Origin of the sequence: Pseudoduganella sp. LjRoot289, assembly GCF_964252925.1 — a bacterium.
Taxonomy (GTDB): Bacteria; Pseudomonadota; Gammaproteobacteria; order Burkholderiales; family Burkholderiaceae_D; genus Rugamonas.
Map to the genome: position 1 here is coordinate 4,037,120 of NZ_CAXUPN020000001.1, position 24,746 is coordinate 4,061,865.

Sequence of the window (24,746 nt, forward strand, 5' to 3'; positions counted from 1 at the left end):
ATGTCAAACGACGACCAATGATTCATTAACGAGGCGCAAGTCCGTCGGCATTAGCCGTGCGCTACCATCTCCCGCTTTCAGGGCAGAATAGACATCCCCAGCTGTGTGAGGCACCCATGCGCATCGCCACGTTCAACGTCAACGGCATCACCAGCCGCCTGCCCGCCCTGCTGCAATGGCTGGAAGAAACCAGGCCCGACGTCGCCTGCCTGCAGGAACTGAAAGCGCCGCAGGAAAAGTTCCCTGAAGCGGCCATCAACGCCGCCGGCTACCAGGCCGTCTGGCACGGCCAGAAGAGCTGGAACGGGGTGGCGGTCCTGGCGCGCGGCGCGGCGCCGGTGGAGGTGGGACGCGGCTTGCCGGGCGATCCGGAAGACGAACAGAGCCGCTATATCGAGGCGGCCATCGACGGTGTCATGGTGGTCTGTTTGTACCTGCCCAACGGCAACCCGGCGCCCGGCCCCAAGTTCGACTACAAGCTGAGGTGGTTCGATCGCCTGATCGCCCGTGGCGCCGAGCTGATCGCCAGCGGCGCGCCGGTGGTGCTGGCGGGCGACTTCAACGTCATGCCCACCGATATCGACGTCTACAAGCCGGAACGCTGGGTCAACGACGCGCTGTTCCGTCCGGAAACGCGCGAGGCCTTCCACCGCCTGCTGGCGCAAGGCTGGTGCGACGCCCTGCGCACCATGCATCCGGACGAGCGCATCTATACGTTCTGGGACTATTTCCGCAACGCCTACGCCCGCGACGCGGGCCTGCGCATCGACCACTTGCTGCTCAGCCCGTCATTGAAGGGGGCGCTGCAGGCGGCCAATGTGGACCGCGAGGTGCGCGGCCGTGAGAAGCCCAGCGACCATGCGCCCACCTGGGTCGAGCTGGACTTGTGAGAGATCTTTAGCTGGACATCCATGCGGCGAGACCTATACTCCTTCTACCCACGCGCTGCCAGCATGAAGGAGATGATCATGGAAACATACGTACCGAAACGCCGCAAATTCGAACAGCAGACCCACTCGGGCACCAGCACCGCCGGCAGCATGGGAGCGGGCGCCACCGGGGACTGCATCAAGGGTTCCGCCTCCCCCGGCAACAGCCAGTCCGCAGGCCGCACCGATGACTTGCTGTCGGGCGGCGTCAGCGAAGACCAGCGCACCGAGGGCTTCCAGCGCGATTGCAAGGAAGACGATTTGCGCAAGGGGCTGGGCGGCAACCGACAATAGGCTAGCGGCTGATCTAATCCGTATTGCGGCTGCCCTCTGCATAGTTCCATTCTTTCGGGCAAAATGGCTGGATTCCAACCGCTAGGACACAGCCATGATTTACGAAGTCGCAGAGATCCAGATCAAGCCCGGCACCCACGCCGCCTTCGAGGCCGCCGTCAAGGAAGCCGTACCGCTGTTCCAGGGCGCAAAGGGCTGCGAGGCGATGCGCCTGGAGCGCATCATTGAGCGTCCGGACACTTACCACCTGGTGGTGAACTGGGCCACGCTGGAAAACCACACGGTCGACTTCCGCGGCTCCGAGGCCTTCCAGGCCTGGCGCGCGCTGGTCGGCGGCTTCTTCGCCCAGCCGCCCAAAGTCGAACACACCGAGACGGTGCTCACCGGCTTTTAAGCGCACAATACGGCCATATTCTTCAAGGAGCACTGATATGGCCGATACCATCCACCGCAATTTCATGTCGCAGGAAGACGCCGAGGCCGCACGCGGCGCTTTGCTGGCAGCCGGCTTTCCCGCCAGCGCGCTGAACCTCGCGCCGCACCGTTCGGGCGCGCAGAGCACCACCGTCAGCGCGGTCGAGAACATCATGAACTCGCTCACGCCCGACAACGCCGACAACACCGACGAGAAGCGCCCGCGCCCTGTCGCCCTGCTGAGCGTGGACGTGCTGGACAACGAGCAGCGCGAGCAGGCTGAAGCCATCCTGCGCAGCCACAACGCCATCGACGCCTGAAACACCCGAGCCACCGAGGCCGCCATTGTTCGTTTTTTGGCCGGAACTGATGCCTCGACATGCTTTCTGCCAGGCCCGTCGCGGCCGATAATGGACTCTTCCAAAACAGGAGTCCATCATGAACTCACCCAGCACCGCCACCAGTCCGGCAACCGCCGGCACCGCCGGCACGATCAAGGCCACCAGCAGCGCCAGCGGCGCATCCATCGAGCACCTGCCCGTCAACCTGTTCGCATCGGTGATGGGCTTGTCCGGCCTGGCGCTGGCCTGGCGCTCCGCAAGCAAGACCTTCGGCGCCGACGCCGCCATCGCCGATGCAGCCGGCGTGCTGGCCATCCTCGTCTTCCTGGCCCTCGCCGCCGGCTACCTCTACAAGCTGGCACGCTACCCGGACGCCGTCCGCCGCGAATTCACCCACCCCGTCGCAAGCAACTTCTTCGGCACCATCACCATCGCCATCCTGCTGCTGTCTGCCGTCCTCGGCCGCTATAGCGCCTCCCTGCAGCAGGCCGTGTGGACGGCCGGCGTCGCTGTCACCATCGCCCTCGCCTTCCTGTCGGTGCACCGCCTGCTGCGCGGGAACGCGGCGCCGGCCGGGGCCGTGCCGGTGTGGCTGATTCCAGGCGTGGCCACGCTGGACATCGCCGTCACCGGCGCCAGCATGCCCATGCCATGGGCGCATGAAGTCAATCTGCTGGCGGTGGCCGTCGGCAGCGTGCTGGCCATGGCCTACTTCGTGATGATCTTCTCGCGCCTGGTCCATGGAGATCCGCTGCCGGCCGGCATGACGCCGTCGCTGCTGATCCTGATGGCGCCGTTCGAAGTGGGATTCCTGGCCTACGTCAACCTGGTCCAGCAGGTCGACCTGTTCGCCGCCGTGCTGTTCTACTTCGGCCTGTTCCTGTTCGCCGTACTGGCCTTGCGCGTGTTCCGCCCCGCCGTCCCCTTTGCCGCATCGTGGTGGGCGGTCAGCTTTCCGCTGGCGGCGCTGGCAAGCGCCGCGCTCAAATATGCCGACGCCACCGGCAGCGCTGTGCTGACGGCGCTGGCCGCCGGCCTGCTGGCCTTCCTGAGCGTGACCATCGCCGTGCTGCTGGTCCGCACGCTGCACGCGCTGTTTTCCGGTAAGCTGCTCAGGACGTGATCTATAAGGAGTAGCCATGCGTATCGCCATGCTGGTCTTCCCCGGGGTGCAAATGCTGGACGCGGTCGGCCCGGTCGAAGTCTTCCACGAAGCCGCGCTCCAGGCGGGCAAGCCCGGCGCCTACCAGATCGACATGGTGGCGCAGCAGGCCGGCCCGGTGCGCGCGTCGAACGGCATGCTCCTGCATGCGAACATCGCACTCGCCGACACCGGCGCCATCGACACCTTGCTGGTGGCGGGTAGTCCGCACATCCAGACGGTGGAGGGAGAAGCGGCAATGCTCGCATGGTTGTTGCAGCAAGTGGGCCGGGTCCGGCGTCTTGGTTCCATCTGCAGCGGCGCCTTCCTGCTGGCGCGCGCCGGTCTGCTGGACGGCAAGCAGGTCACCACGCACTGGAACAGTTCCGCGCTGCTGGCGCGCGCGCATCCACTGGTGCAGGTGGAGGCGGACCAGATCTATGTGCGCGACGGCGCGCTGTACACGTCCGCCGGCGTCAGCGCCGGCATGGACCTGGCGCTGGCGCTGGTGGAGGAAGACTTCGGCCGCGAAGTGGCGCTCAACACGGCGCGCCAGCTGGTGATGTTCCTCAAGCGGCCGGGCAACCAGTCGCAGTTCAGCGCGCACCTCGCGGCGCAGGCCTCGGAACGCAGCGCGATACGCGACGTGCAGCAGTGGGTGCTGGCCAGCGTGGCCGAACCGCTGGCCGTGGACGACCTGGCGGCGCGCGCCGGCATGAGCACGCGCAATTTCTCGCGCATGTTCAAGCAGGACACCGGCATGACGCCGGCCGACTTCGTCGAGAACGCGCGCATCGATGCGGCGCGCAGGCTGCTCGAGGAAACCAGCGATCCGCTCAAGCGCGTGGCCGCGTGGAGCGGTTTCGGCAACCCGAACGGTTTGCGGCGCGCCTTCCAGCGCAGGCTGGGCGTCACGCCCGGCGACTACCGGACGCGCTTCCAGAACAGCTAGCGCGGTACAACCCTATGCCGGGTGCTGGAACACCTGGCGCAGGTAAGCGAGGAAGGTCTCGTCCTTGCACATGGTCTTGCCGGGCGAATCGGACAGCTTGGCCACCGACTGGCCATTGCAGCGCACCAGCTTCATGACGATGTTCAGCGGCGTCAGGCCGACATCGTTGGTGAGATTGGTGCCGATGCCGAAACCGGTCATGATGCGGCCGGCGAAGTGCCGGTACAGGCTGAACGCGGTCGGCAGGTCCAGCCCGTCCGAGAACACCAGGCGCTTGGTGTTGGCATCGATGCGCAGCGCAGCGTAATGCGCCAGCGCCTTCTCGCCCCACACCACCGGATCGCCCGAGTCGTGCCGCAGGCCGTCGAACAGCTTGGCGAAGTACAGGTCGAAGTCGCTCAGGAAGGCGTCCATGCCCACCACGTCGGTCAGCGCCACGCCCAGGTCGCCGCGATACTCCTGCACCCAGTCCTCCAGCGCGGCCTTCTGGAAGTCGCGCAGGCGTACGCCGAAGGCCTGGAAGGACTGCATGTACTCGTGCGCCATGGTGCCGATGGGTACCATGCCCAGGCGCTTGGCGAGGTAGACGTTGGACGTCCCCTTGAAGTACTGCGGCACCTCGGCCGCCAGGCGCAGCACCACCTCGTCGTGCCACTGGGCGGAGAAGCGCCGGCGCAGGCCGAAGTCGGAAAACTCGAAGGGATGGCGCAGCGCCGGCTGCAGGCCGAAGGCCTTCAGCGACGCGATCTTGTCCGTCAGGCGCTCGCGCCCCTCGGCCAGCGCGGCTGCCTGGTCGAAGCGGCGGAAATACAGCTCGTTGACGATGTAGAGCACGAAAATCTCGAAGCCCATCACGTGCACCTGCGGCCCGGCGGCGCGGATCGCCAGCGTGTCGCCCGCCACCTCGACCTGGATGAATTTGCGCTGGAAACGGAACACGGCCAGGAAGTCGACGAAGTCGCTCTTCATGTAGCGCAGCGCGCGCAGGAAGTCCAGTTCATCGTCGGCGAAGGACATCACGCACAAATGGTCCAGCTGCGCGTTCACCTCGGCGGCCAGTTCGGCCAGCGGGAACACGGTGCTGTTCCGGCACAGGAATTCGTACTCGGCGTGCGCGCCCGGATGGCCATGCAGCAAAGCCTGCCACATGCTGAATTTATACAGGTCGGTTTCGAGCAGGCTGCGTACCACGGGGATCATCAACATTCTCCTAGCGGCCGGCATTGACCAGCAACTCCTGCAGCACGTCGCCCGACTGCGCCAGGCGTACGCCGCTCTCCTCCATGTCTTCCAGGAAGTCCTGGTACTGGTCGCAGAAACCGGCCACGGGGCTCATGCAATCGGTGATCAGCACCAGACGGCCCAAGGAGTCTTCGCCGAAGCGCGCCACGAACTGCGCGGCGATATGCTCGGTGGTCGCCTTCACGCAGTGGCTGCCCGCCTCGCCCGCGATGTAGACCAGGTCCGCCTCGGCCAGGTGGTCGATCAGCTTGCGGTTCAATTGCGTGTCCGGGTCGGCGTGGTCGGGCACCTCGGCCATCACGGCCGAATAGTGCTCGGTCCAGGGATTGGAACCCTTGGCGATCTTGGTGACGGTGCCGAGCGCGGCGTCCTCCCAGCGGTTGTAGGCCGAGCGCACATCCTCGTGCACGTTGTGGCCCCAGGAGCCGATCTCGCAATGCACGGGCCAGACCATCAGGCGGTAGCGGTCGGCCTGTTCGAGCGCGTCCAGGTAGGCCAGCGCGCGCGGCAAGGCGGTTCTGTCGCGCGGCAGGTAGCTGGCGGCGCGCACCTCGGCGGCGGTGATCTGCGTGAACGGCGCGGGCGGCGCGCCCTCGGCGGTGAGCCAGAACGTGGGGTGCGCAATGTCGTAGCGGTGATGGGAGTCGAGTGTGACGCTGATGGCGGTCAAACCGTGACGGCCGCGGTTGATCAAGCCGGCCAGGCGCAGCATGTCCTGGTGCGCGCCGGGAACCGGCAGCGCGGGCGCGTGCAAACCCTTGGTGGCCGGATTCTCCGGCAGGTAGGCGGTCGGCAGGTCGCAAAAGTCGTTTTGCGGATCGATGACAAGCAAATGCAGATTGCGTTTCATGGGCAAGCTCCGTGGCACGTTGACCAACATCATACCGGTTGCCACGGAAACTCGCGTGTCATTCCCGCGCATGAGGGAATCCAGACCAGGCGTATCGGCCTCGGCATGGATCCCCGCCTGCGCGGGAATGACATGGTGCCGCGATGGATCCCCGCCTGCGCGGGGATGACATGGTGCGGCGATGGTTGCCCGCTTGCGCGGGATAACCTTAGGCGGCGACCAGGTCGGCGATCGACTGGCGGCTCTTGGCCAGGGTATCGGCCACGGCTTGCTCGCCCAGCGCCACGCCTTCGGCTTGCACGAAGGTGACATCGGTCAGGCCCAGGAAGCCGAGCACGGCGCGCAGATAGGTGCTCAGGTGATCGTAGGCTGCGCCGGGACCTTGGCTGTAGACGCCGCCGGTGGCGGTGAATACATAGACCTTTTTGCCGGTCAACTGGCCGACCGGGCCGGTTTCGGTGTACTTGAAGGTCACGCCGGCGCGGGCGATGTGGTCGATCCAGGCTTTCAGCGTGGAACTGACCGAGAAGTTGTACATCGGCGCGCCGATCACGATCACGTCCGCCGCCTGCACTTCGGCCACCAGCGTGTCGGAGGTCTTCACGGTGTAGGCCTGGTCGGCGTTGCGCGCTTCGGCCGGGGTGAAGAAGGCGCCCATCATCTGCTCGGTCAGGTGCGGCACCGGATTGGCTGCCAGGTCGCGCTCGACGACGGTGTCGGACGGGTTGGCGGCTTTCCATTTGGCGATGAATTCGGCCGACAACTGACGCGACAGGGAACCGGAATTACGCACGCTGCTGTTGATATAAAGTACGTTTGCCATGATGCTGCTCCTTCGTGATATGGACCCGGATGGGATTGCATGCATCATAGATCGGGTTTAGTATCGATGGAATACTGTAAATTTCAATCGATAGCATCGATTTTCTAGATCATGAGAGATCCCGGCCTGCCCTCCCTCGACCAGCTGCGCGTATTCATCGCCGTCATCGACCACGGCGGCTTCGCGCACGCGGCGCGCGCGCTGCACCGCACGCAGTCGGTCATCAGCTACACCATCGCCAACCTGGAGGAGCAGCTCAACATCGCCCTGCTCGACCGCAGCAAGCGCAAGCCGGTGCTGACCGAGGCCGGCAAGGCCTTGCTGGCGGACGCGCGCGCGGTGTCGATGAAGGTCGACAGCATGCGCTCACGCGCCAAGGCGCTCTCGGCGGGGCTGGAGGCGGAGGTGTCGCTGGTGGTGGACGTGATGTTCCCCACTTGCCTGCTGGTGCGCATCCTGAACGCGTTCCAGCAAACCTTCCCCACTGTGGCGATGCGCTTGCGCACCGAGGCGCTGGGCGCGGTGACGCAGCTGGTGCTGGAGCGGGTCTGCCACATCGGCATTTGCGGCGGCGTGATCGCGCCGCCGGACGCCATCGAGCGCCGCGCGGCGGGCGAAGTGACCATGATGCCGGTGTGCGCGCCCGGCCACGCGCTGGCGCAGTTCGAAGGCAAGATCCCGGTGTCGGCGCTGCGCGAACACCTGCAGCTGGTGCTCACCGACCGCAGCGCGCTCACCGCCGGCAAGGACTTCGGCGTGCTGGGGCTGAGCAGTTGGCGCCTGGGCGACCTGGCGTCCAAATATGCGCTGCTGCGCGGCGGCCTGGGATGGGGCAGCATGCCGCAGGCGATGGTGCAGGCCGACCTGGCAGCGGGGCGCCTGGTGCAGCTCGACATCGCCGACGGCAAGGCCTTCCAGTACCCGCTGTTCGTCATCAACCGCAGCGACGAGGAGCCCGGGCCTGCGGGCCGCTGGCTGATGCAGCAGTTCCTCGACCTCGACCACAGCCTGCCGCACGAAGCCTACTGACGCCGCCGCTGCACCGGCAGCGTGCCGGCGTATTGGTCCATGTCCTTGCTCCGGTCAGAACCTGGTGAAATGCGCTTCGTCCGGCTCGCCGTCGCCGATATGCGCGCTGCTGCCGCGCTGGCCGCCGCTCGCCAGCACCGGCTTGCGCGCCTGGCTGTGGACGGCCGCCTTGCGCGGCGGCGTCACCACGGTGCGCGCCGGCGCGGCGGACAGCCCGGCCACGCGGAAGAAGGCGATGGCCGCTTGCAGTTCCTCGGCCTGGCTGCTCATTTCCTCGGCGGTGGAGGCCAGTTCCTCCGATCCGGCCGCGTTCTGCTGGGTGGTCACGCTCAACTGGCCAACTGCCGCGTTGATCTGGCCCACCCCGGTCGACTGCTCTTCCGACGCGGCCGTGATTTCCTGCACCAGGTCCGAGGTCTTCCTGATGTTGGGGACCATGGAATTCAGCAGGTCGCCGGCGCGTTCGGCCAGGCTCACGCTGCTGGCGGCCACTTCGCCGATCTCCTGCGCCGCGATCTGCGAGCGTTCGGCCAGCTTGCGCACTTCGGCCGCCACCACGGCAAAGCCCTTGCCATGCTCGCCGGCGCGCGCCGCCTCGATCGCCGCGTTCAATGCCAGCAGATTGGTCTGGTAGGCGATATCGTCGATGATGACGATCTTCTGCGCAATCTTCTTCATCGCCGCCACGGTTTCCTTCACCGCCGCGCCGCCTTCGGTCGCCTCGCTCGCGGCCTTGCTGGCCATGGCGTCGGTCACCTTCGCGTTCTCCGTGTTTTGCCCGATCGATGCGGTCATCTGCTCGACCGAGGCACTGGTCTGCTCCACGCCAGCCGCCTGTTCGCTGGCCGCCTGCGACAGCGACTGCGCGGTGGCGCTCACTTGCTCGGAGGCGCCGGCCAGCACCTGCGCACCGTTGCTCACTTCGGCGACCACCTGTGCCAGCTTGTCGACCATCTGCTTCATCGCATACAGCAGGCTGCCATGGTCGCCGTCCTTAAGACGGATCTCGACGGCCAGGTTGCCGCCGGCGACTTCGCTGACGATTTGCTGCGCATAGTCAGGCTCGCCGCCCAACTGGCGCAGCAGGCTGCGGATCAGCGCCCACGCAATCAGCGCGCCCAGCAGCACACCGGCTATGGTCAGGCCGCCGCTCAAGCGGGTGGCGGCGTGGTACTGCTGGACCGCTTCCTCGTACTCCTGCCTGGCCACGTCCTCCTGCAAGGCGCGCAGCTTGGCCAGCAATTCCAGCGGCACGTAGAAGTCCTTCCCGATGGCGTGGAGCGCCTCGGTGGCCCCCTTCTGATTGCCGGCCCTGGCCAGCGCCATGGCGGCGATGCGCCTGTCGTTGTAGGCGTTCCAGGACGGCGTGAACTCGCCGATCAGCTTCTTCTCGTCGGCCGTCAACACGGTGCCCAGGTAGTCGGCCAGGTTTTTCTTGAGCACGGCATCGTTCTTGCCTGCCGCCGCCACATCGGCCTCCACTTCGGCCGCGCTGGCGGCCAGGGTGGCCTGCACCGCGCGGTGGCGGATGCGCAGCATGGCGTCGCCTATCGTGGCCAGCTGGCCCAGGGCCACGGTGCGGTCCTCGTACACGGTCTTCAGTTTCTCGTTGCTGAAGTTCATGCCGCGCAGACCGGCATAACCGACCGCCATCACGATGATGGACAGCAGCGCGACCAAAAACCCCAGGCGGGTGCCCACCGTTAGTTTGTTGAACATGCAAATCTCCTAAAAAGCTTGCTCGAGGCGGGGACCGCCGGCCGCCGCCGGTGCGGGGAGCACGATGGGCGCAAGCAGACGGGAATGGATACGAAGGACGTTTTACTGCCGGCGGCTCCCAGGAAACACGTCCAAGCCGTCCATTCGGGTAGTTGCACTGGAGAACTGTACCCACCAAGAAACATTTTGTAAGCTGTACTTTGGTACAGTGTGACATTCCCGCCCCACGGCAGAGAGCTCCGTTTTGCCATGCTGCACCAAAGTACAAGTTACAGCCGCGCCAGGCAGCGTTAGAGTGGGTGCATGGCCAAGGACACCAACACGATCGACATTTTTCTGCTGCCGGGCGAGTACTTCGTCGGGGGAGCGGAATACCGCATCCGCACCCTGCTGGGCTCGTGCGTGTCGATTACCCTGTGGCATCCGGAGCGGCGCATCGGCACCATGTCGCATTTTTTGCTGTCGGCGCGCAACGGCGCCAAGGACAGTGAGCTGAACAGCAGATACGGCGAGGAAGCGTTGGAATTGATGCTGGCCGAACTGCGCGCCATGGGCGTGGACCCGGCCGAATGCGAGGCCAAGATTTTTGGCGGCAGCATGATGTTCCCCGAGATCGAAGGCAGGAAAAGCGGCAACATCGGCCGTCGGAACGGCGAAGTGGCGCTGCGCCTGCTGCGCGTGCACGGCATCCCCGTGGTATCGGAAAGCCTGTACGGAGTGGGCCACCGCAGCATCATTTTCGATGTCGACAGCGGCAATGTCTGGAGCCGGCAAGCCCGGCCGGGAGACAAGACGGCGCAAAGCGGCGCCCCGCCCGCGGGCGCCAGGCCGATGCAGGACGCCAGCCTGGCGGCGCTGCAGCAGGCCAACGCGTGGGATGCCGCCAGGCAGCCCGCTAGCGCGCGCGAGTGCTGTGCAGTTTTGACCTGAGGCGCTGCACTTCCTCGCATAAATCCACCACCAGCGCAGCCAGCTGCTCGTCGGCTTCGAAGTCGCGCTCGACGCGCAGCAGGCTGCGTGCGCGGCTCAGGTCGACGCTGGCGAAACGCCAGGCCTCGGGGGCTTGCTGCCCGTCGCCCGCCAGCGCGCCGCTGCTCACGTGGCGCACCACCCAGTCCGGCTCCACGGCACAGGCGCGCGCCAGTTCCTCCAGCGTCAGCGCCGCGTCCTCGAGCAACTGGCCGTAAATTAAGCTGTCCTTGTGCAAGCTGTCCTTGTGCATGTCGTCATCCTCCCATGCCTGCGCGCGGGTTGAAGGCCAGCTCGCGCGCCATCGTTTCATATAGTTTGCGCGCCTGCTCGCTGTCGGCGGGCGGCAGCACCAGTTCCAGCAGCAGGTAGAGGTCGCCGGCGGCGGCGCCTGCTTGCGCGGCCGAGCGCGCGGCCGGAATGCCACGCCCCTTCAAGCGCAGCTTGCGGCCGTTCTGCGACTTGGGCGGCACCGTCACCGTCACGCGGCCGGACGGCGTGGGCACATCGATCTCTGCGCCCAATGCAGCCTCCCACGGCGCCACCGGCACGGTTTCATAGACGTCGCGCCCTTCCAGGCGGTAGCGCGGATCGGGCTTGAAGCGGATCTCCAGATACAGGTCGCCGGCTGGCGCGCCGCCGCTGCCGGGGTGGCCCTGCCCCGCCAGGCGCAGCTGCTGCCCGGCGGTGATGCCTTGCGGGATGTTGACGTCCAGCGTGCGCTCGCGCGTGACCGGACGGCCGTGCGCGTCGCTCTCCTGCAGGCGCAGGCTGACGGTGCGGCTGACGCCGTGGTAGCTGTCGGCCAGGTCGATTTCCAGCGTCGCGTGGCTGTCCTCGCCGCGCGCGCGGGCGCTGCCGGCCCGGCGTCCGCGCCCGCCCAGGTTGGCGAACAGGTCGGCGAAAAAGTCGCTGTCGAAGTCCGGGGTGGCGCCGCCGGGCGCCTCGCCCCGGCCGCCCATGCCGCCCATATTGCCCCAGCCCGGCGGTGGCCGGAACTGCTGGCCGTCGCGGTAACCGCCCCGGCCCAGTTCGTCGTAAGCGGCGCGCTTTTCAGCGTCGCCCAGCACGCCGTAGGCTTCGTTCAGCTCCTTGGTTTTCTTGTCCGCGTCGGCCTCCTTGCTGACGTCGGGATGGTATTTGCGCACCAGCTTGCGGTATGCCTTCTTGATGTCGTCCGCGCTGGCGGTCTTGGGCACGCCCAGCGCCTGATAATAGTCTTTGTATTCCACGATGCATGCTCTCCGGGCTGCCGCGTTCAGGCAAGATTACAAGCAAACGCGCGCCGGAAGCGCGCGTTTGGGGGGGGCATCCCCGCGCAGGGTGCAGCAGGGGTTTCGTGGGGCATGGATACCCCGCTGCGCGGGAATGACAGGCTAGCGTATCCGGCGCAGCGACGAGGCCTGGTCGTTCATGGGCCCCAGGTTGTCGTAGCGGCCCGGGCCGTAGATGACGCACCTGCCGCCGAAATTGTCGTGCTCGCACAGTTGCCACTGGCCTTCGTTGATGATCATCGAACTGGCGCGGTCGTTGAAGCCGAGGCCGCTCAAGCTGCGCGTCTCGCCCTGCACGGACACGCGACGGCCGCCCAGGCCGGCGTGCTCAAACAGTTCGATCGGGTCCGGGCGGTTTTGGCCGTAGCCTCCGCCGCGCTCGTCGCGGCGGTCATCGCGGCGCTCCATGCGCTCCTCGCGGCGCTCGACGCGGTCGTCGACACCGTCACGGTCGCGGTCGCGGAAACCGCCCGCGCCACCACCACGTCCGCCGCGCTCCACCTGGCGCAACGACGAGATGCTGTTGTTGAAGCGGCGCAGGTCGTTGTACTCGCCACGCTCGAAGACGGCGCAATAACCGCCGAAGTCCTTGTGCTCGCAGACTTCCCACACGCCCGAGTGCACCACCAGGCTGGACGCGCGGTCGTTGAAACCGGCTTCGCGCAAGTCGCGCGAACCGTCGCGGATGGTCACTTCTTCGCCACGGAAGTTATCGCGCGAGAACAGCGTCAATTCGCCCGCGTGGGCTGCGGCGAGCTGGCCGAACAGGGCGGCCGCCAGGGCCAGAGTCTTGATGCTCATGTTTTTCATTGCGCGTTTCATAATTAGCTCCGTTAGTTCTTCTCAGCCAGCGTAATCGATGCCTTCTATCAACGAATATGCCGGAGCATCAGCCTACACGACTGTGTAACAAATTCCTACTGCGTCAACAAGCATGGGGCGGATTTAGCCAGTAGAATCGTTGCTTTCGTCTCAACCTTTTTGCCGCTCATGCCCACCACCTTCACCCTGCACAACATCCGCACCGAAGCCGCCGCCCTATGGAAGCTGGCCTGGCCGGTGCTGATCGGGCAACTGGCGACGGTCGGCATGGCCGTGGCCGACGTCGCCATGACCGGCCACGCCGGCGCCGGCGAACTGGCGGCCGTGTCGCTCGGGGCGTCGGTCTGGTCCATCATCCTGGTCACGGTCAGCGGCACCATGATGGCCATCAACAGCGTGGTGGCGCATGAAGTGGGCGCCGGCGCCTTCCACACCATTCCGCACTCGGTGCGGCAGGCGCTGTGGAAAGCGCTCGGCGTGGGCGTGGCCGCCGCGCTGCTGGCCAATCTGGCCACCCTGCTGTTCGACCATCTCTACCTGGAGCCGGACGTCAACGCGCGCGCCTCCCTGTTCGTGCACATCATCAGCCTGGCGCTGCCGCCGTTCGCCGCCTACCGCGCGCTGTACGGCTACAGCACCAGCATCAACCAGACCAAGCCGGTGATGGTGATCGCCATCCTGGGGCTGCTGTTCAACGTCGCCGTCAACTGGCTGCTGATCTTCGGCCACTTCGGCCTGCCCAGGCTGGGCGGCATCGGCTGCGCGGTGGCCAGCGCGGCCGGCACCTGGCTGATGCTGGGCGCCATGGTGTTCTGGATACGCTACGCGCCGGCTTACAAGCAGACCTACCCGTTCACCCACTGGGAGTGGCCGCACTGGCCGGAGATCGCCAGCATGCTCAGGCTGGGACTGCCGATCGGCGTCACCTATTTCGCCGAGGTCAGCGCCTTCGGCGCGGTCAGCCTGCTGGTGGCGCGCTTCGGCGTGGTGACCGTGTCGGCGCACCAGATCGCGCTCAATTTCGCCTCGCTGGTGTTCATGGTGCCGCTCAGCTTCGGCATCGGGCTGATCACGCGGGTCGGCCAGGCCATGGGCGAAGGCAATCCGGCGCGCGCCCGTTTCGCGTCCTGGGTAGGCGTATCCATGTCGCTGCTGTTCGCGCTGCTGTCGGCCATCTTCATCGCCGCGTTCCGCCCCCGGATCGCCGCCGCCTACACGTCCGACGTGGCGGTGCAGGAACTGTGCGCCCACCTGCTGCTGTTCGCCGCGCTGTTCCAGTTGTCGGACGCGACCCAGGTGGCCTGCTCCTGCGCCATCCGGGGCTACAAGGTGACGCGCCAGCCGATGCAGATCCAGCTGCTGGCGTTCTGGGGCTTCGCCCTGCCGCTGGGCTACCTGCTGGGGCTGGCGCCGGAATGGGCACGAGGGCTGCCGCTCGCGCCGTCCGCGCCCATGGCCGCCAGCGGGTTCTGGATCGGCCTGGTGCTCGGCCTGACCATCGCCGCCGTGCTGCTGACGTGGTCGCTGCACCGGCTGTCGCTGCAGCGTTTGCGCACCGCGTAAAGCCCGGGCGGGAGGGGCTGGACGGTTTGCGCGCCGAATGAACCACGGTTTTTCGGCGCGTATTCCAAATCCCAGCCGTGCGCCAGTCTGGTATTGTCTTGCCCACTTTTCCGACCTTCTCGAGAACCTTCATGCGTTTTATTCTTTCCTTCCTGGCACTACTGGCCGCCGTGCCCGCCTCCGCCGAACGTTTGACGCTGGACCGCATCTACGGCGACCAGGCCCTGGCAGGCGCCGGCGTGCGCAGCCTCAAGGTGTCGCCCGACGGCGCCCGCGTCACCTTTTTGCGCGGCCGCGACGACAACCAGTACCAGCTGGACCTGTGGGAATTCAAGCTGAGGGACAAGACCACGCAGCGCCTGGTCGACTCGAAAATCCTGGTGCCCGAGGAAGTGCTGTCCGACGCTGAAAAAGCCAGGCGCGAGCGCGAGCGCACCGCCAGCCTGAAGGGCATATTGAGCTACAGCTGGTCGCCGGACGGGCGCCAGTTGCTGGTGCCCATCGCCGGCAACCTCTACCTGATCGACGTCGCCAAGCCGGACGCGGCGCGCCTGCTCGCCTCCGGCAACGTGCTGGACCCTAAAATTTCGCCGCAGGGCCGTTACGCGTCCTTCGTGCGCAACCAGAACCTGTTCGTGATCGACCTGGCCACCGGCAAGGAGCGTCAGCTGACCAGCGACGGCGGCGGCCTGGTGCACAACGGCGAAGCCGAGTTCATCGCGCAGGAAGAAATGGGCCAGCGCACCGGCTACTACTGGGCCCCGGACGACAGCGCCATCGCCTACAAGCGCTTCGATGAAACGCCGGTGCCGGTGGCGCGCCGCTTCGAAATCTATGCCGACCGCACCGACGTGATCGAGCAGCGCTACCCCGCCGCCGGCGATCCGAACGTGACGGTGCAGCTGAAAATCGTCTCCCCGGCGACCGGCGAGCAGCGCGACGTCGACCTGGGCGGCAACCCGGACATCTACCTGGTGCGCGCCGACTGGAGCGCCAACGGCAAAGCCCTGCTGTACCAGCGCCAGAGCCGCGACCAGAAGACGCTGGAACTGATCTCGGTCGACGCCGCCACGCTCAAGCAGCGCACCTTGATCACCGAGAAGGCCGACACCTGGACCACCATCCACGACGACCTGCGCTTCCTGAAAGGGCGCGACGCCTTCCTGTGGTCGTCCGAGCGCAGCGGGCGCAACCATCTCTACCTGTACAGCCTGGACGGCAAGCTGCTGAGCACCGTCTCCAAGGGCGACTGGGGCATCGACAACGTGCTGGCGGTGGACGAGAAGGCCGGCAAGGTCTACATCAGCGCCAACCGCGACGCGGTGATCGACAAGCAGACCTATGTGCTGGCGCTGGACGGCAGCATGGCCGACAAGCCGAAGCGCATCACGCAAGGCGACGGTTGGCACGAAGCCGCGTTCTCGCGCAACGGCGAAGTGTTTGTCGACACGTATTCGAGCCCCAGCATTCCGCCGCAGGTGAGCATCCGCCGCCCGGACGGCAGCATGGTCGACTGGCTGGAGCATAACGAGCTGAACGACACGCATCCCTACGCCCGCTTCAAGTCCGACCACCTGCCGACCGAGTTCGGCACGCTGCCCGCCAAGGACGGCCAGACGCTGCACTACTCGCTGATCAAGCCCTACAAGTTCGACGCGGCCAAGCGCTACCCGGTCTACCTGTCCACCTACGGCGGCCCGCATTCGCAGCACGTGTCGCGCAAGTGGGGCAACTACTTCGACCAGTACATGGCGCAGCAAGGCTTCGTCGTGTTCCGCCTCGACAACCGCGGCTCCTCGCGCCGCGAGCGCGTCTTCACCGACGCCAACTACAAGCGCCTGGGCACGGTGGAAGTGGAAGACCAGCTGAGCGGAATTGAATGGCTGGGCAAGCAAAGCTATGTCGACGCCAAGCGCATCGGCGTGTTCGGCTGGAGTTATGGCGGCTTCATGACCTTGCGCCTGCTGTCGCAAGCGTCGGACAAGATCGCGATGGGCGTGTCGGTGGCGCCGGTGACGGACTGGAAGCTGTACGACACCCACTACACCGAGCAGTTCATGAGCACGCCGAAAGACAATGCCGAGGGCTACAAGCAGGCCAGCATCTTCCCGCACGTGGACGGATTGAAATCGCCGTTGCTGCTGGTGCACGGCATGGCCGACGACAACGTGCTGTTCACCAACACCACGCGCATGATAGACGCGCTGGTGAAACGCAACGTCCATTTCGAGCTGATGACCTACCCCGGCGCCAAGCACGGCATCTCCGGCACCGCCAGCCAGCGCCACGTGTACGGCAACATCGAAGCCTTCTTCAAGAAGAACCTCAAGCCAGACACGATCCAATAAAAGAACCCCAAATAGTCCGGCAAAAAGGGGCCAGGGTCAAATATTAAAAAGGGTCAGGGTTATTTATTAACGAACGATCGTTCATTAATATTTGACCCTGGCCCCTTTTGTACAAAAGTCCGCGGGAGCGGACTTTTTGCTTTAGCGGTTGCCGCGGTCGATCGCGTCTTTCACAGCTTCCTTGGCGTCGCCTACGCCTTTTTGCAGCTTGCCTTCTGACTGTTTGGCCAGCCCCTTGGCTTGTTGTTCGGAACTACCCACCAGTTCTCCAGCTTTTTCCTGAACTTTACCGGCGATGTCTTTGGCTTTGCCTTTAACTTGGTCCTTGTTCATGATGCTCTCCTTGGTTGGTCAGGCTCACACGCGGTTGCGGTGTGCTGGGGGGAAGCATATCCACAAGGAATCGCCGGTTCCGTACGCTGGCGCACGCTATTCGGTCATTGCCCGGCTTGCCTGCCTCACCCGGGATTGCGCCACAGGCTGGCCAGCCACGGCTGTTCGTCGCGCGGCAGGCCGGGCGGACGGTAGTAATGGCCCAGCGCTTCGAAGCCCGCTGCGGTGAGGAAGCGTTCCCAAGTTTCGTAGTCGTAATAACTGCCGTAGCGCGGCCCGCTCCAGCCTTCCCGGTTGTCGCCGCGCGGGTTGGAACTGAACAGCACGCCTCCCGGCTTCAGCGCCGCGCGCAGGCGCAGCAACACGTCCGGCAAGGCCGCGCTGGGAATGTGGAACAGGGAGGCGTTGGCGAAGATGCCGTCGAACTCGGCGGCGGGCAGGTCGAGCCGGACGAAGTCCTGCTGCCACACCTCGCAACCGCTCCACGCGCGCGCCATGCGCACGAACTCGGCCGAACCGTCGACGCCGACCGCGCTGTGACCCAGTCCGGTGAAGGTTCTCAGGTCGCGCCCCGGCCCGCATCCCAGGTCCAGGATACGGTACGGCGCGGGCGACCGGATGGCGCCGAGCAGCGCGGACACATTCTGGCTCACGTCGTGGTCGCGCGTGCCTTCGAAAAACTGCTGCGCGCTGCGTTCGTAGTGCTGCAGCGTGGCCTGCGTGATCCGCGCGATCTTGTCCGCGTCCTGTTCTGTGTCTTTGTCCGGTTCCATCCCCCTACTTTACCAGACGCGCACGCGCTCCTGCGGCGCCAGATACAGCTGCTGGCCCGGTTGCACGTTGAAGGCCTTGTACCACGCGTCCAGGTTGCGCACGGTGTAGGTACGCCACCGGGCCGGGGCGTGGCCGTCGGTCATCACCTGGCGGCGCAGCGCCGGTTCGCGCGCCATGGAACGCCAGGATTGCGCATAGCCCAGGAAGAAGGCGCGGTCGGCCTCCTCGCCGCCCGGATTCACGGCCTTGAAGGCATCGTAGGAGGCGGCCAGGCCAGCCAGGTCGGACAGGTTTTCGCTGAGCGTCAGCTGGCCGTTGATGGCCAGGTCCGGGTAGGGCTTGTAGGCCGAGTACTGCGCCGCCAGCGCGCCGGCGGCGGTCTTGAAATGGGCGGCGTCGGCCGGCGTCCACCAGTCGCGCAGGCGGCCCTGGGAATCGAACTGCGAGCCCATGTCGTCGAAACTGTGGCTGATTTCGTGACCGATGATGGAACCGATGGCGCCGTAGTTCTGCGCGTCCGTTCCCTTCAGGTCGAAGAACGGCGGCTGCAGGATGGCGGCCGGGAAGTTCAGCGCGTTCTGCATCGGCATGTTGACGGCGTTGACCAGTTGCGGCGGCATGCACCACTCCTTGCCGTCCACCGGCTGGTGCAGCTTGGCCAGCTGTTGCCAGTAGTGCAGTTTGCCGGCGCGCTCGGCGTTGCCGAAGGCGTCGTCCGGCTTCACGCTCAGCTGGGCGTAGGAAGTAAATTTGTCGGGGTAGCCGACGCCGACGTACAGCGCGTCGAGCTTGGCGTGCGCCTCCTTGCGGGTGGCCGGGGCCATCCATTCCAGTTTATCGACGCGGCGGTGGAAGGCTTGCACGATGCTGGCCACCATCTGCTGTAGCTTGGCCTTGGCTTCCGGAGGGAAGTATTTGCCTACATACAGCTTGCCGACGGCGTCGGGCATGCCGCCGTTGACGGCGTCCAGGCCGCGCTTCCAGCGCGCCGGCAGTTGCGGCGTGCCGCCCAGCGTGCGGCCGTGGAAATCGAAATGCTGCTCGACGAAGGCTTGCGGCAGGCTGCCGGCCGCGGTGTTGATGGCGTGGAAGGCGAGGAAATCTTTCCAGGCCTCCAGCGTGCACTCCTTCAGCAGCGCGGCCACGCCCACCACGGCGGTCGGGTGCCACAGCATGAAGGTCTGCTGCTTGCCCAGGCCGGCGCTCTTGAAAAAGGCGTTCCAGTCCATGCCGGGCGCTTTCTTGGCGAAGTCGGCCGCGCTCCACGTATTGTTGGCCTTGAGCACGTCGGCCGAGTCTTCGCGGCTGGCGTGGGTCAGCGCCAGTTTGCGCTCCAGCTCGTACACGCGCGCGGCGCGGGTTTCCGGGTCGCTCAGCCCGGCCAGCTTGAACATGGCGGCGATGTGGGCCTGGTAGGCGGTGCGCAGCTTGTGCATGCGCTCGTTGTCGTCCAGATAATAGGCGCGGTCTGGCAGGCCGAGACCGCCTTGCAGCAGATACGGCAGGTTGTGCCTGGGGTCATTCAAGCCTTGCGCCACCCATAAGCCAAGGATGTTTTCGGTGTGGAATTCGGTGGCGTTCAGCGGATCGACGTCGGCACGCAGCGAGGCGCCCAGCGCATGGGCCAGTTCGGTCTTGTCCTGGATGGCGGCGATCTTCTTCAGCGCGGGCTGCAGCGGTGCGGCGCCCTTGCCTTCGATTGCCGCTTCATCCATGAAGGCGCGGTAGTAATCGCTCACTTTTTGCGCTTCGGCACTGGCGTGCTTGTCGCCGGGCACCGCTTCGATCAGCTTGATGATGCGCTGGTTGGTTTCTTCCGCCAGTTGGGCCATCGAACTCCAGCTGCTGCGGTCCGCCGGGATAGAGGTGATTTTCAGCCAGTCCGCGTTGGCGTAGCCGAAGAAGTCGTCGCCCGGCCGCACGGCGGCGCTGGGCACTGCGGCGGACGCGTCGGCCTGCGCTGCGTGGGCGGGAACGACGGCCTGGAGGGCGCCGATCAGCGCCAGGCTGAGTACGGTCTTGATGGGTGCGTGCATATGCTGTTCCTGTCGTGATGTTTTGATGGCGCGTTTTTTTATCGGCGTGGTACGCCATGATCGACTCTAGAGAAGCCCGTCGCCGAATGCGAGCGCCGTGCGACAGACGGCAAAACCGCGCGACACGCTGCGGTTTTGGCGGAATGCGACGCGGCTATGGTACGTACACCACAACAAGCACACGAAAATGCCACAGCGATGCCATGAATCGCTATATAGTTCACCTACAGCAACGCATACAAAACAAGGAGAGCCCCCTATGAAACTCGAAGCACTTTTCCAGAATCCGACTGCGTTGCCCACGGCTCCGAAGGTTGTTGAAGAATTAATCAGCAGCTTTGATAAAGCCAGCGTTTCCACCGAGGAAATCGCGAAGAAACTGTCCGCCGACCCGGTCCTGAGCGCGAAACTGCTGCGCCTGGCCAACTCCGCCTACTACCACGTGTCGCGCAGCATCGGCACGGTGGAGGACGCGGTGCTGATGCTGGGCTTCGTGACCGTGCGCACGCTCGTCATCAGTTCCGGCCTGGTGAGCGGCTTCAAGACCATCCCCGGCCTGGACCTGAAACAGTTCTGGCGCTACAGCCTGTACACCGCCGTGTCGGCCAAATGGATCGCCAAGAAAACCAAGGAAAACACCGACCTGGCCTTTACCATCGGCATGATGCACGCCATCGGCCAACTGGTGATGCACGCTGCCATGCCGGAACAGGCAATGCAGCTCGACAAGGTCGCCGGACCGCTCGATTCGCGCCGCCTGGACGCCGAACTGGCGTCGCTGGCTTACACCTTCGCCGACGTCGGCGCCGAACTGGCCAAGCGCTGGAAGTTCCCTGAGACTTTCTCGGAGACCATCATGGCCTTCCCCGACCCGATGAACCACAAGCACGGCACCCGCCTGGCCGGCGTCATCCATCTGGCGGCCTGGCGCGCGCGCGTGGAAGAGAACAAGCTGACCGACGAAGAGATCGAGGCGTGCTACCCGACCGAGATCGCCGAGGAGCTGGGCCTGGAGCCGAACGCGCTGATCGACGACATGCCGCCGCCAAGCGAGCTGAGCGCCGGCCTGGAAGAGCTGGTCAAGTAATCGATTTTCAGTTTTTCAGCACCCGGCATCAGGCCGGCGCCGCCCACCAGGGTCGCGCCGGCCTTGTCTTTTTGGTCACTCGAAAATTATTCGAAGAAATTTTCAATTTATTTTCAGAAAACCCTAAAGTTCCCGGAACGCATGACGTTAACCCAGACAAGCAGTAATCCATTTTATTTTTCCGGGATGCGCCATGACCTCCAATGAAGTGCTCGCCATGTATGAAAATGTTGCCGGCCTGACCAGTCAAATGGCGATGTCCGCGCGCGCGAACGATTGGGAAAGCCTGGGCCGCCTGGAGAATCAGACTGCGGCGATGACTGCCACCGTCGCGGCTGGCGCCAAGGTTCCCGCGCTGGACGGCGCAGCCCGTCAGCGCAAGATCGACCTGCTGAAGCAAATCCTGGCCAACGACCGCGCCATCCGCGACGTGACCGAGCCTTGGCTGAACCGCACCCCTGGCATGGCCCAGTAAGCCAGCCCCACCCCAGCGAAAAGCGCCTTCTTCAAGGCGCTTTTTTATTGCCCCGGCGCAGGGCGGGGCTCGGTGGCGCACGCCGCCGCCACCCGCCAACCACAGGCGATTCCGGTTCGCCGGCGGGCTACGCGGTTCGCGCTCGGCGCGCCCCGCTCGGCGCGCCCCGCTCGGCGCGCCCCGCCAACCCGCCTTAGCCAATGGCAACCCGCAGCGACAAGGCGATGCCCTTGGCGGCCTGGCGGATCTCGTCCAGCGACGGGAAGCTGGGGGCGATGCGGATGTGGCTGTCGTCCGGATCGACGCCATAGGGATAGGCGGCGCCGGCCGGGGTCAGCGTGATGCCGGCTTCCTTGGCCAGCGCGATGGTGCGCTTGGCGGCGCCCGGCGGCGTGACCAGGTCGATGAAGTAGCCGCCGTCAGGACGGGTCCAGCTGACGCCTTCCACTTGCCCCAGGTATTCCTCGAACTGCGCCAGCACGATGTCGAACTTCGGCTTCAACAGCGCGCGGTGCTGCTCCATCAGTGCCTCGACGGTGGCCTTGTTTTTCAGGAAACGCACGTGGCGCAGCTGGTTGACCTTGTCCGGGCCGATGCTGCGGATGCCGGCGTGCTTGGTCCACCAGGCGATGTTGGCCGGCGACGCCGCCAGCGCGGCAACGCCGGAGCCGGCCCAGCTGACCTTGGAGGTGGACGCGAACACGATGGCGCGGTCCGGATTGCCGGCCTTGACGCACTCGTCCAGTATGCTGGCCACGCCGAGCTTCTGCTCGCCCAGGTGGTGGAAGCGGTAGGCGTCGTCCCACATCAGCCGGAAGTCGGGGGCGGCGGTTTTCATCGCGGCCAGGCGGCGCACCACCTCGTCCGAGTAGACCACGCCGCCCGGGTTGCTGTACTTCGGCACGCACCACATGCCTTTGATGCTGGCGTCCGACGCCACCAGGCGCTCGACCACGTCCATGTCCGGGCCGCCGTCGCCCATCGGCACGTTGATCATCTTGATGCCGCGCTGCTCGCAGATGGCGAAGTGGCGGTCGTAGCCCGGCACGGGGCACAGGAAGGTGATGGGCTGGGACGACATCCACGGCGCATGGCCGGGCACGCCCATCAGCAGGCTGTAGACGATGACGTCGTGCATCAGCGACAGGCTGGCGCTGCTGTCGACCACCACCTGCGCGGCCGGCACGTCCAGCAGTTCGCCGAACAGCGCGCGCGCCTCCGGCAAGCCGACGCCCCCGCCGTAGTTGCGGGTATCGGTGCCGTCCTGCCCGGCGGTGTCGGCCAGCGCGCCCATCAGGGCGTTGGACAGGTCCAGCTGTTCGGGTGCGGGCTTGCCGCGCGACATGTCGAGCTTCAGGCCGAGTTGCTTGAATGCGTCGTACTGCGTCTGTAACGTTGCGGTGTTCATGATGCCTTTCTAGTGATTGAAAGCGGGTGCGCTGTGCGCGGGCACCACCCAGCGCCAATCGCCAGGCGGGGTCGCTGGCGCATATATTCAATGCGGGGGGAAAGGGTTCTTGGGAGCGGCGCCAGGTTATTGGTGGCGCCGCTCCGTCGCCGGTGGCTTCCGGCGTCCGCTTGCGCTGTTTGGCAAGGCGGACTGCTTCAGGCTGAACCGTCACGACTCTGTTCGCCGCGCCACGCAATCGCCGGTGGCTACGCCAGAATTCAGCCTGCTCCTTACATGGCGCGATGACCATGAAACAAGTATATCGTGTTTTTTTTGAACTTGCCTTGCTCTGCCCTATGTTATTTATGCATCGCCCAGTATAGGCTCGGCGGGAGGCGGCGCTTCGGCCTCGGCGGGCTTTTTGTCCTTGCGCCAGCCTTGCCAGACCTTCAGCGGCTCGGTCGAGAATTTGATCTTCTTTTTGCGGATGAGATACACGGCCAGGCCGAGCACCAGCGCCAGCAGCAATGCGCCGGCGGCGATCAGTGTGGCGGTATTGATGCCGGCGGCCTTTTTCTTGCCTGCGGCCTTGGCAGCATTCGCGGGCGGGGACGCTGCCGGGGCAGCGGCGGCAGCGCCCGTCAGGGGCGATGCGGCCGCTGAGGCCGCGCCCGCAACCACCGGGCCAGGCGCAGAGGCAGGCACGGCAGCAGGCCCCGGCAAAGTAGCGGCGGCAGTGACGGTGCCAGCAGGCCCCGGGACGGTCGCCGGCACAGCAGCGACGGCAGCCCCCTGCCCCAGCGCGGCCTGCAGTTGCTTGACCTTGCTTTCCAGGTCGACCAGCTTGGTCTTCAGTTCGGCATTGGTCTGGTCCAGGGCCAGGCATTGCTGCGCCTCTTCGCCCGGCTGGCCAGGCGTGCAGGCGGCCCTGGCGCGGCCCGGCCGGCTCCGCTGCGCGCGCGCCTCGGCGCCAAGCTTGATGGGCACGGCCGCCGGGCCGGGCTTGACCGTGACTGCTGCGGCTGCGGTGGAGGTGCCCGATGCCGTGGTGGCCGGGTTGGCTGCGGTGGAGGTGCCGGATGCCCCGGTGGCCGGGTTGGCTGCGGCGGAAGTGCCGGATGCCGTGGTAGCCGAGTTCGCTGCCGCGGAGGTGCCGGATGCCGCGATGGCCGGGTTGGCTGTGGACGCTTTGCCGGCTGGATTGGCCGCCTCAGCCGTGGCATGACCGTTTCCCGCCGCGCGGTCCGCCTTGGCGGCGCCGGCCGGCTCCTTGGTGGTGGCGAGCCCGTTCTGGGCCGCCGCGCGCAGCCTGGCCGCACGCAAGGCCACGGCGCGGGCCTCGGCACTTGCCGCAGTTTGGGCAGTTTGGGTGGGCTTTCCGGCTTGGGCACCTTGGGCCGTTCGCGCCGCCAGCGCCGCGTCGGCGGCCATCATGTCGGCGACGGCGGAAGCGGACTCGGGAACCGGCGGCCGCAACGGCGCCGGCTTGGGCGCTGGAAGCGGCTCGGCTGTCAGCCAGAGCGTCGCCGACCTGACGCTGCTGCGGCTGCCGGTCCCCAGCTCCAGGAACAGATGCAGTATTTCAGCGTCGACAGGCTGCACAGTGGTCAGGTGCAGGAACTGGCGGTTGTCGCGCTTCATCACCGACATGCGCAGCGACGACAGCGCCGGGTGGATCTGCGTATTCGCGCCCAGGTAGACATTCGGCGCCGCCAGCTTGACCTGCACGCCCGCAGCGTCTTCCGGCGTCAGCATCACCAGTTCTATGTCCGCCGACAGCTGCTGCCCGATGTGCGAGCGCACGGCGACCTCGCCCAACTCCGCGGCAGACACGGCGGGCGACAAGGGACCGGCCAACAGGCCGGCCGCCAGCGCGGCAACGCAGGCGGAAGGGACAAAATGACGGTGGAAACGAAGCTGCATGTGTTCTGATCGCTGGAC

General features: G+C 65.9%; 24 protein-coding genes. 12 read left to right on the forward strand and 12 right to left on the reverse strand.

The genetic code is table 11. The annotated features are described in order from the left end of the window. Positions 1-116: 116 nt before the first annotated feature. The 6 genes from xth (at position 117) to ACSQ8Y_RS17210 (ending at position 4,071) form a co-directional block, all read left to right on the forward strand. Complete coding sequence (gene xth, locus ACSQ8Y_RS17185) at positions 117-890, forward strand: exodeoxyribonuclease III (RefSeq protein WP_436267647.1); 774 nt, start codon at positions 117-119, stop codon at positions 888-890. 78 nt (positions 891-968) lie between these two features. Next, positions 969-1,223, forward strand: a complete 255-nt coding sequence (locus ACSQ8Y_RS17190; RefSeq protein WP_436267648.1) for a hypothetical protein — start codon at positions 969-971, stop codon at positions 1,221-1,223. A gap of 94 nt (positions 1,224-1,317) precedes the next feature. Further along, entirely contained in the window at positions 1,318-1,617 is a 300-nt protein-coding gene (locus ACSQ8Y_RS17195) for an antibiotic biosynthesis monooxygenase family protein (RefSeq protein ID WP_436267649.1), read from the forward strand. 37 nt (positions 1,618-1,654) lie between these two features. Then, positions 1,655-1,957 carry a hypothetical protein gene (locus ACSQ8Y_RS17200; RefSeq protein WP_436267650.1) on the forward strand — a complete coding sequence of 101 codons (303 nt, stop codon included), beginning with the start codon at positions 1,655-1,657 and terminating at the stop codon, positions 1,955-1,957. Between the two features lie 118 nt (positions 1,958-2,075). After that, positions 2,076-3,101, forward strand: coding sequence for an SLAC1 anion channel family protein (locus ACSQ8Y_RS17205; RefSeq protein WP_436267651.1), 1,026 nt, complete (start codon positions 2,076-2,078; stop codon positions 3,099-3,101). Positions 3,102-3,117: 16 nt separating this feature from the next. Further along, complete coding sequence (locus ACSQ8Y_RS17210) at positions 3,118-4,071, forward strand: GlxA family transcriptional regulator (protein ID WP_436267652.1); 954 nt, start codon at positions 3,118-3,120, stop codon at positions 4,069-4,071. A gap of 12 nt (positions 4,072-4,083) precedes the next feature. Here ACSQ8Y_RS17210 and pncB read toward each other — a convergent pair whose 3' ends face one another. From pncB to ACSQ8Y_RS17225, 3 genes are all read right to left on the reverse strand, one after another. Further along, positions 4,084-5,271, reverse strand: a complete 1,188-nt coding sequence (gene pncB, locus ACSQ8Y_RS17215; RefSeq protein WP_436267653.1) for a nicotinate phosphoribosyltransferase — start codon at positions 5,269-5,271, stop codon at positions 4,084-4,086. A gap of 10 nt (positions 5,272-5,281) precedes the next feature. Next, complete coding sequence (locus ACSQ8Y_RS17220) at positions 5,282-6,163, reverse strand: cysteine hydrolase (RefSeq protein WP_436267654.1); 882 nt, start codon at positions 6,161-6,163, stop codon at positions 5,282-5,284. Between the two features lie 208 nt (positions 6,164-6,371). Continuing rightward, positions 6,372-6,986, reverse strand: coding sequence for an FMN-dependent NADH-azoreductase (locus tag ACSQ8Y_RS17225; protein ID WP_436267655.1), 615 nt, complete (start codon positions 6,984-6,986; stop codon positions 6,372-6,374). A 111-nt stretch (positions 6,987-7,097) separates the two neighbouring features. Between ACSQ8Y_RS17225 and ACSQ8Y_RS17230 the strand changes: the two genes are divergently transcribed. Continuing rightward, positions 7,098-8,015 (forward strand): LysR family transcriptional regulator, encoded by a 918-nt coding sequence (locus ACSQ8Y_RS17230; protein ID WP_436267656.1) that lies wholly within the window; start codon positions 7,098-7,100, stop codon positions 8,013-8,015. 54 nt (positions 8,016-8,069) lie between these two features. On the opposite strand, the gene ACSQ8Y_RS17235 is transcribed toward ACSQ8Y_RS17230, so the two are convergent. Then, positions 8,070-9,734: a methyl-accepting chemotaxis protein gene (locus ACSQ8Y_RS17235; RefSeq protein WP_436267657.1), complete on the reverse strand. Its 1,665-nt coding sequence runs from the start codon at positions 9,732-9,734 to the stop codon at positions 8,070-8,072. Positions 9,735-10,037: 303 nt separating this feature from the next. Here ACSQ8Y_RS17235 and ACSQ8Y_RS17240 point away from each other — a divergent pair, with 303 nt between their 5' ends. Beyond that, on the forward strand, positions 10,038-10,664 hold the full coding sequence (locus ACSQ8Y_RS17240; RefSeq protein ID WP_436267658.1) for a chemotaxis protein CheD: 627 nt from the start codon (positions 10,038-10,040) through the stop codon (positions 10,662-10,664). Here the strand turns inward: ACSQ8Y_RS17240 and ACSQ8Y_RS17245 are convergent. The 3 genes from ACSQ8Y_RS17245 to ACSQ8Y_RS17255 form a co-directional block, all read right to left on the reverse strand. After that, positions 10,630-10,956: a chaperone modulator CbpM gene (locus ACSQ8Y_RS17245; protein ID WP_436267659.1), complete on the reverse strand. Its 327-nt coding sequence runs from the start codon at positions 10,954-10,956 to the stop codon at positions 10,630-10,632. The two genes, ACSQ8Y_RS17240 and ACSQ8Y_RS17245, sit on opposite strands and share 35 nt — an antisense overlap. A gap of 4 nt (positions 10,957-10,960) precedes the next feature. Beyond that, complete coding sequence (locus ACSQ8Y_RS17250; RefSeq protein WP_436267660.1) at positions 10,961-11,935, reverse strand: DnaJ C-terminal domain-containing protein; 975 nt, start codon at positions 11,933-11,935, stop codon at positions 10,961-10,963. A gap of 144 nt (positions 11,936-12,079) precedes the next feature. Continuing rightward, positions 12,080-12,778 carry a beta/gamma crystallin family protein gene (locus ACSQ8Y_RS17255; RefSeq protein WP_436267661.1) on the reverse strand — a complete coding sequence of 233 codons (699 nt, stop codon included), beginning with the start codon at positions 12,776-12,778 and terminating at the stop codon, positions 12,080-12,082. 189 nt (positions 12,779-12,967) lie between these two features. Here ACSQ8Y_RS17255 and ACSQ8Y_RS17260 point away from each other — a divergent pair, with 189 nt between their 5' ends. Both ACSQ8Y_RS17260 and ACSQ8Y_RS17265 read left to right on the forward strand, forming a co-directional pair. Continuing rightward, complete coding sequence (locus tag ACSQ8Y_RS17260) at positions 12,968-14,362, forward strand: MATE family efflux transporter (protein ID WP_436267662.1); 1,395 nt, start codon at positions 12,968-12,970, stop codon at positions 14,360-14,362. A gap of 131 nt (positions 14,363-14,493) precedes the next feature. Continuing rightward, positions 14,494-16,710, forward strand: coding sequence for an alpha/beta fold hydrolase (locus ACSQ8Y_RS17265; protein ID WP_436267663.1), 2,217 nt, complete (start codon positions 14,494-14,496; stop codon positions 16,708-16,710). 141 nt (positions 16,711-16,851) lie between these two features. Here the strand turns inward: ACSQ8Y_RS17265 and ACSQ8Y_RS17270 are convergent, their stop codons facing one another. From ACSQ8Y_RS17270 to ACSQ8Y_RS17280, 3 genes are all read right to left on the reverse strand, one after another. Beyond that, a complete protein-coding gene (locus tag ACSQ8Y_RS17270; RefSeq protein ID WP_436267664.1) occupies positions 16,852-17,043 on the reverse strand; it encodes a CsbD family protein in 192 nt (63 codons plus the stop codon). 125 nt (positions 17,044-17,168) lie between these two features. Beyond that, positions 17,169-17,816 (reverse strand): class I SAM-dependent methyltransferase, encoded by a 648-nt coding sequence (locus tag ACSQ8Y_RS17275; protein ID WP_436267665.1) that lies wholly within the window; start codon positions 17,814-17,816, stop codon positions 17,169-17,171. A gap of 9 nt (positions 17,817-17,825) precedes the next feature. Then, entirely contained in the window at positions 17,826-19,853 is a 2,028-nt protein-coding gene (locus tag ACSQ8Y_RS17280; protein ID WP_436267666.1) for a M13 family metallopeptidase, read from the reverse strand. Between the two features lie 259 nt (positions 19,854-20,112). On the opposite strand from ACSQ8Y_RS17280, the gene ACSQ8Y_RS17285 reads away from it, so the two are divergent. Together ACSQ8Y_RS17285 and ACSQ8Y_RS17290 are read left to right on the forward strand one after the other, a co-directional pair. Next, complete coding sequence (locus ACSQ8Y_RS17285) at positions 20,113-20,940, forward strand: HDOD domain-containing protein (RefSeq protein ID WP_436267667.1); 828 nt, start codon at positions 20,113-20,115, stop codon at positions 20,938-20,940. A 193-nt stretch (positions 20,941-21,133) separates the two neighbouring features. After that, positions 21,134-21,415 (forward strand): flagellar protein FliT, encoded by a 282-nt coding sequence (locus ACSQ8Y_RS17290; RefSeq protein ID WP_436267668.1) that lies wholly within the window; start codon positions 21,134-21,136, stop codon positions 21,413-21,415. Between the two features lie 193 nt (positions 21,416-21,608). On the opposite strand, the gene ACSQ8Y_RS17295 is transcribed toward ACSQ8Y_RS17290, so the two are convergent. Both ACSQ8Y_RS17295 and ACSQ8Y_RS17300 read right to left on the reverse strand, forming a co-directional pair. Continuing rightward, positions 21,609-22,823: an aminotransferase class I/II-fold pyridoxal phosphate-dependent enzyme gene (locus ACSQ8Y_RS17295; protein ID WP_436267669.1), complete on the reverse strand. Its 1,215-nt coding sequence runs from the start codon at positions 22,821-22,823 to the stop codon at positions 21,609-21,611. Positions 22,824-23,168: 345 nt separating this feature from the next. Then, on the reverse strand, positions 23,169-24,728 hold the full coding sequence (locus tag ACSQ8Y_RS17300; RefSeq protein WP_436267670.1) for a type IV pilus assembly protein FimV: 1,560 nt from the start codon (positions 24,726-24,728) through the stop codon (positions 23,169-23,171). Between the last annotated feature and the right edge of the window lie 18 nt (positions 24,729-24,746).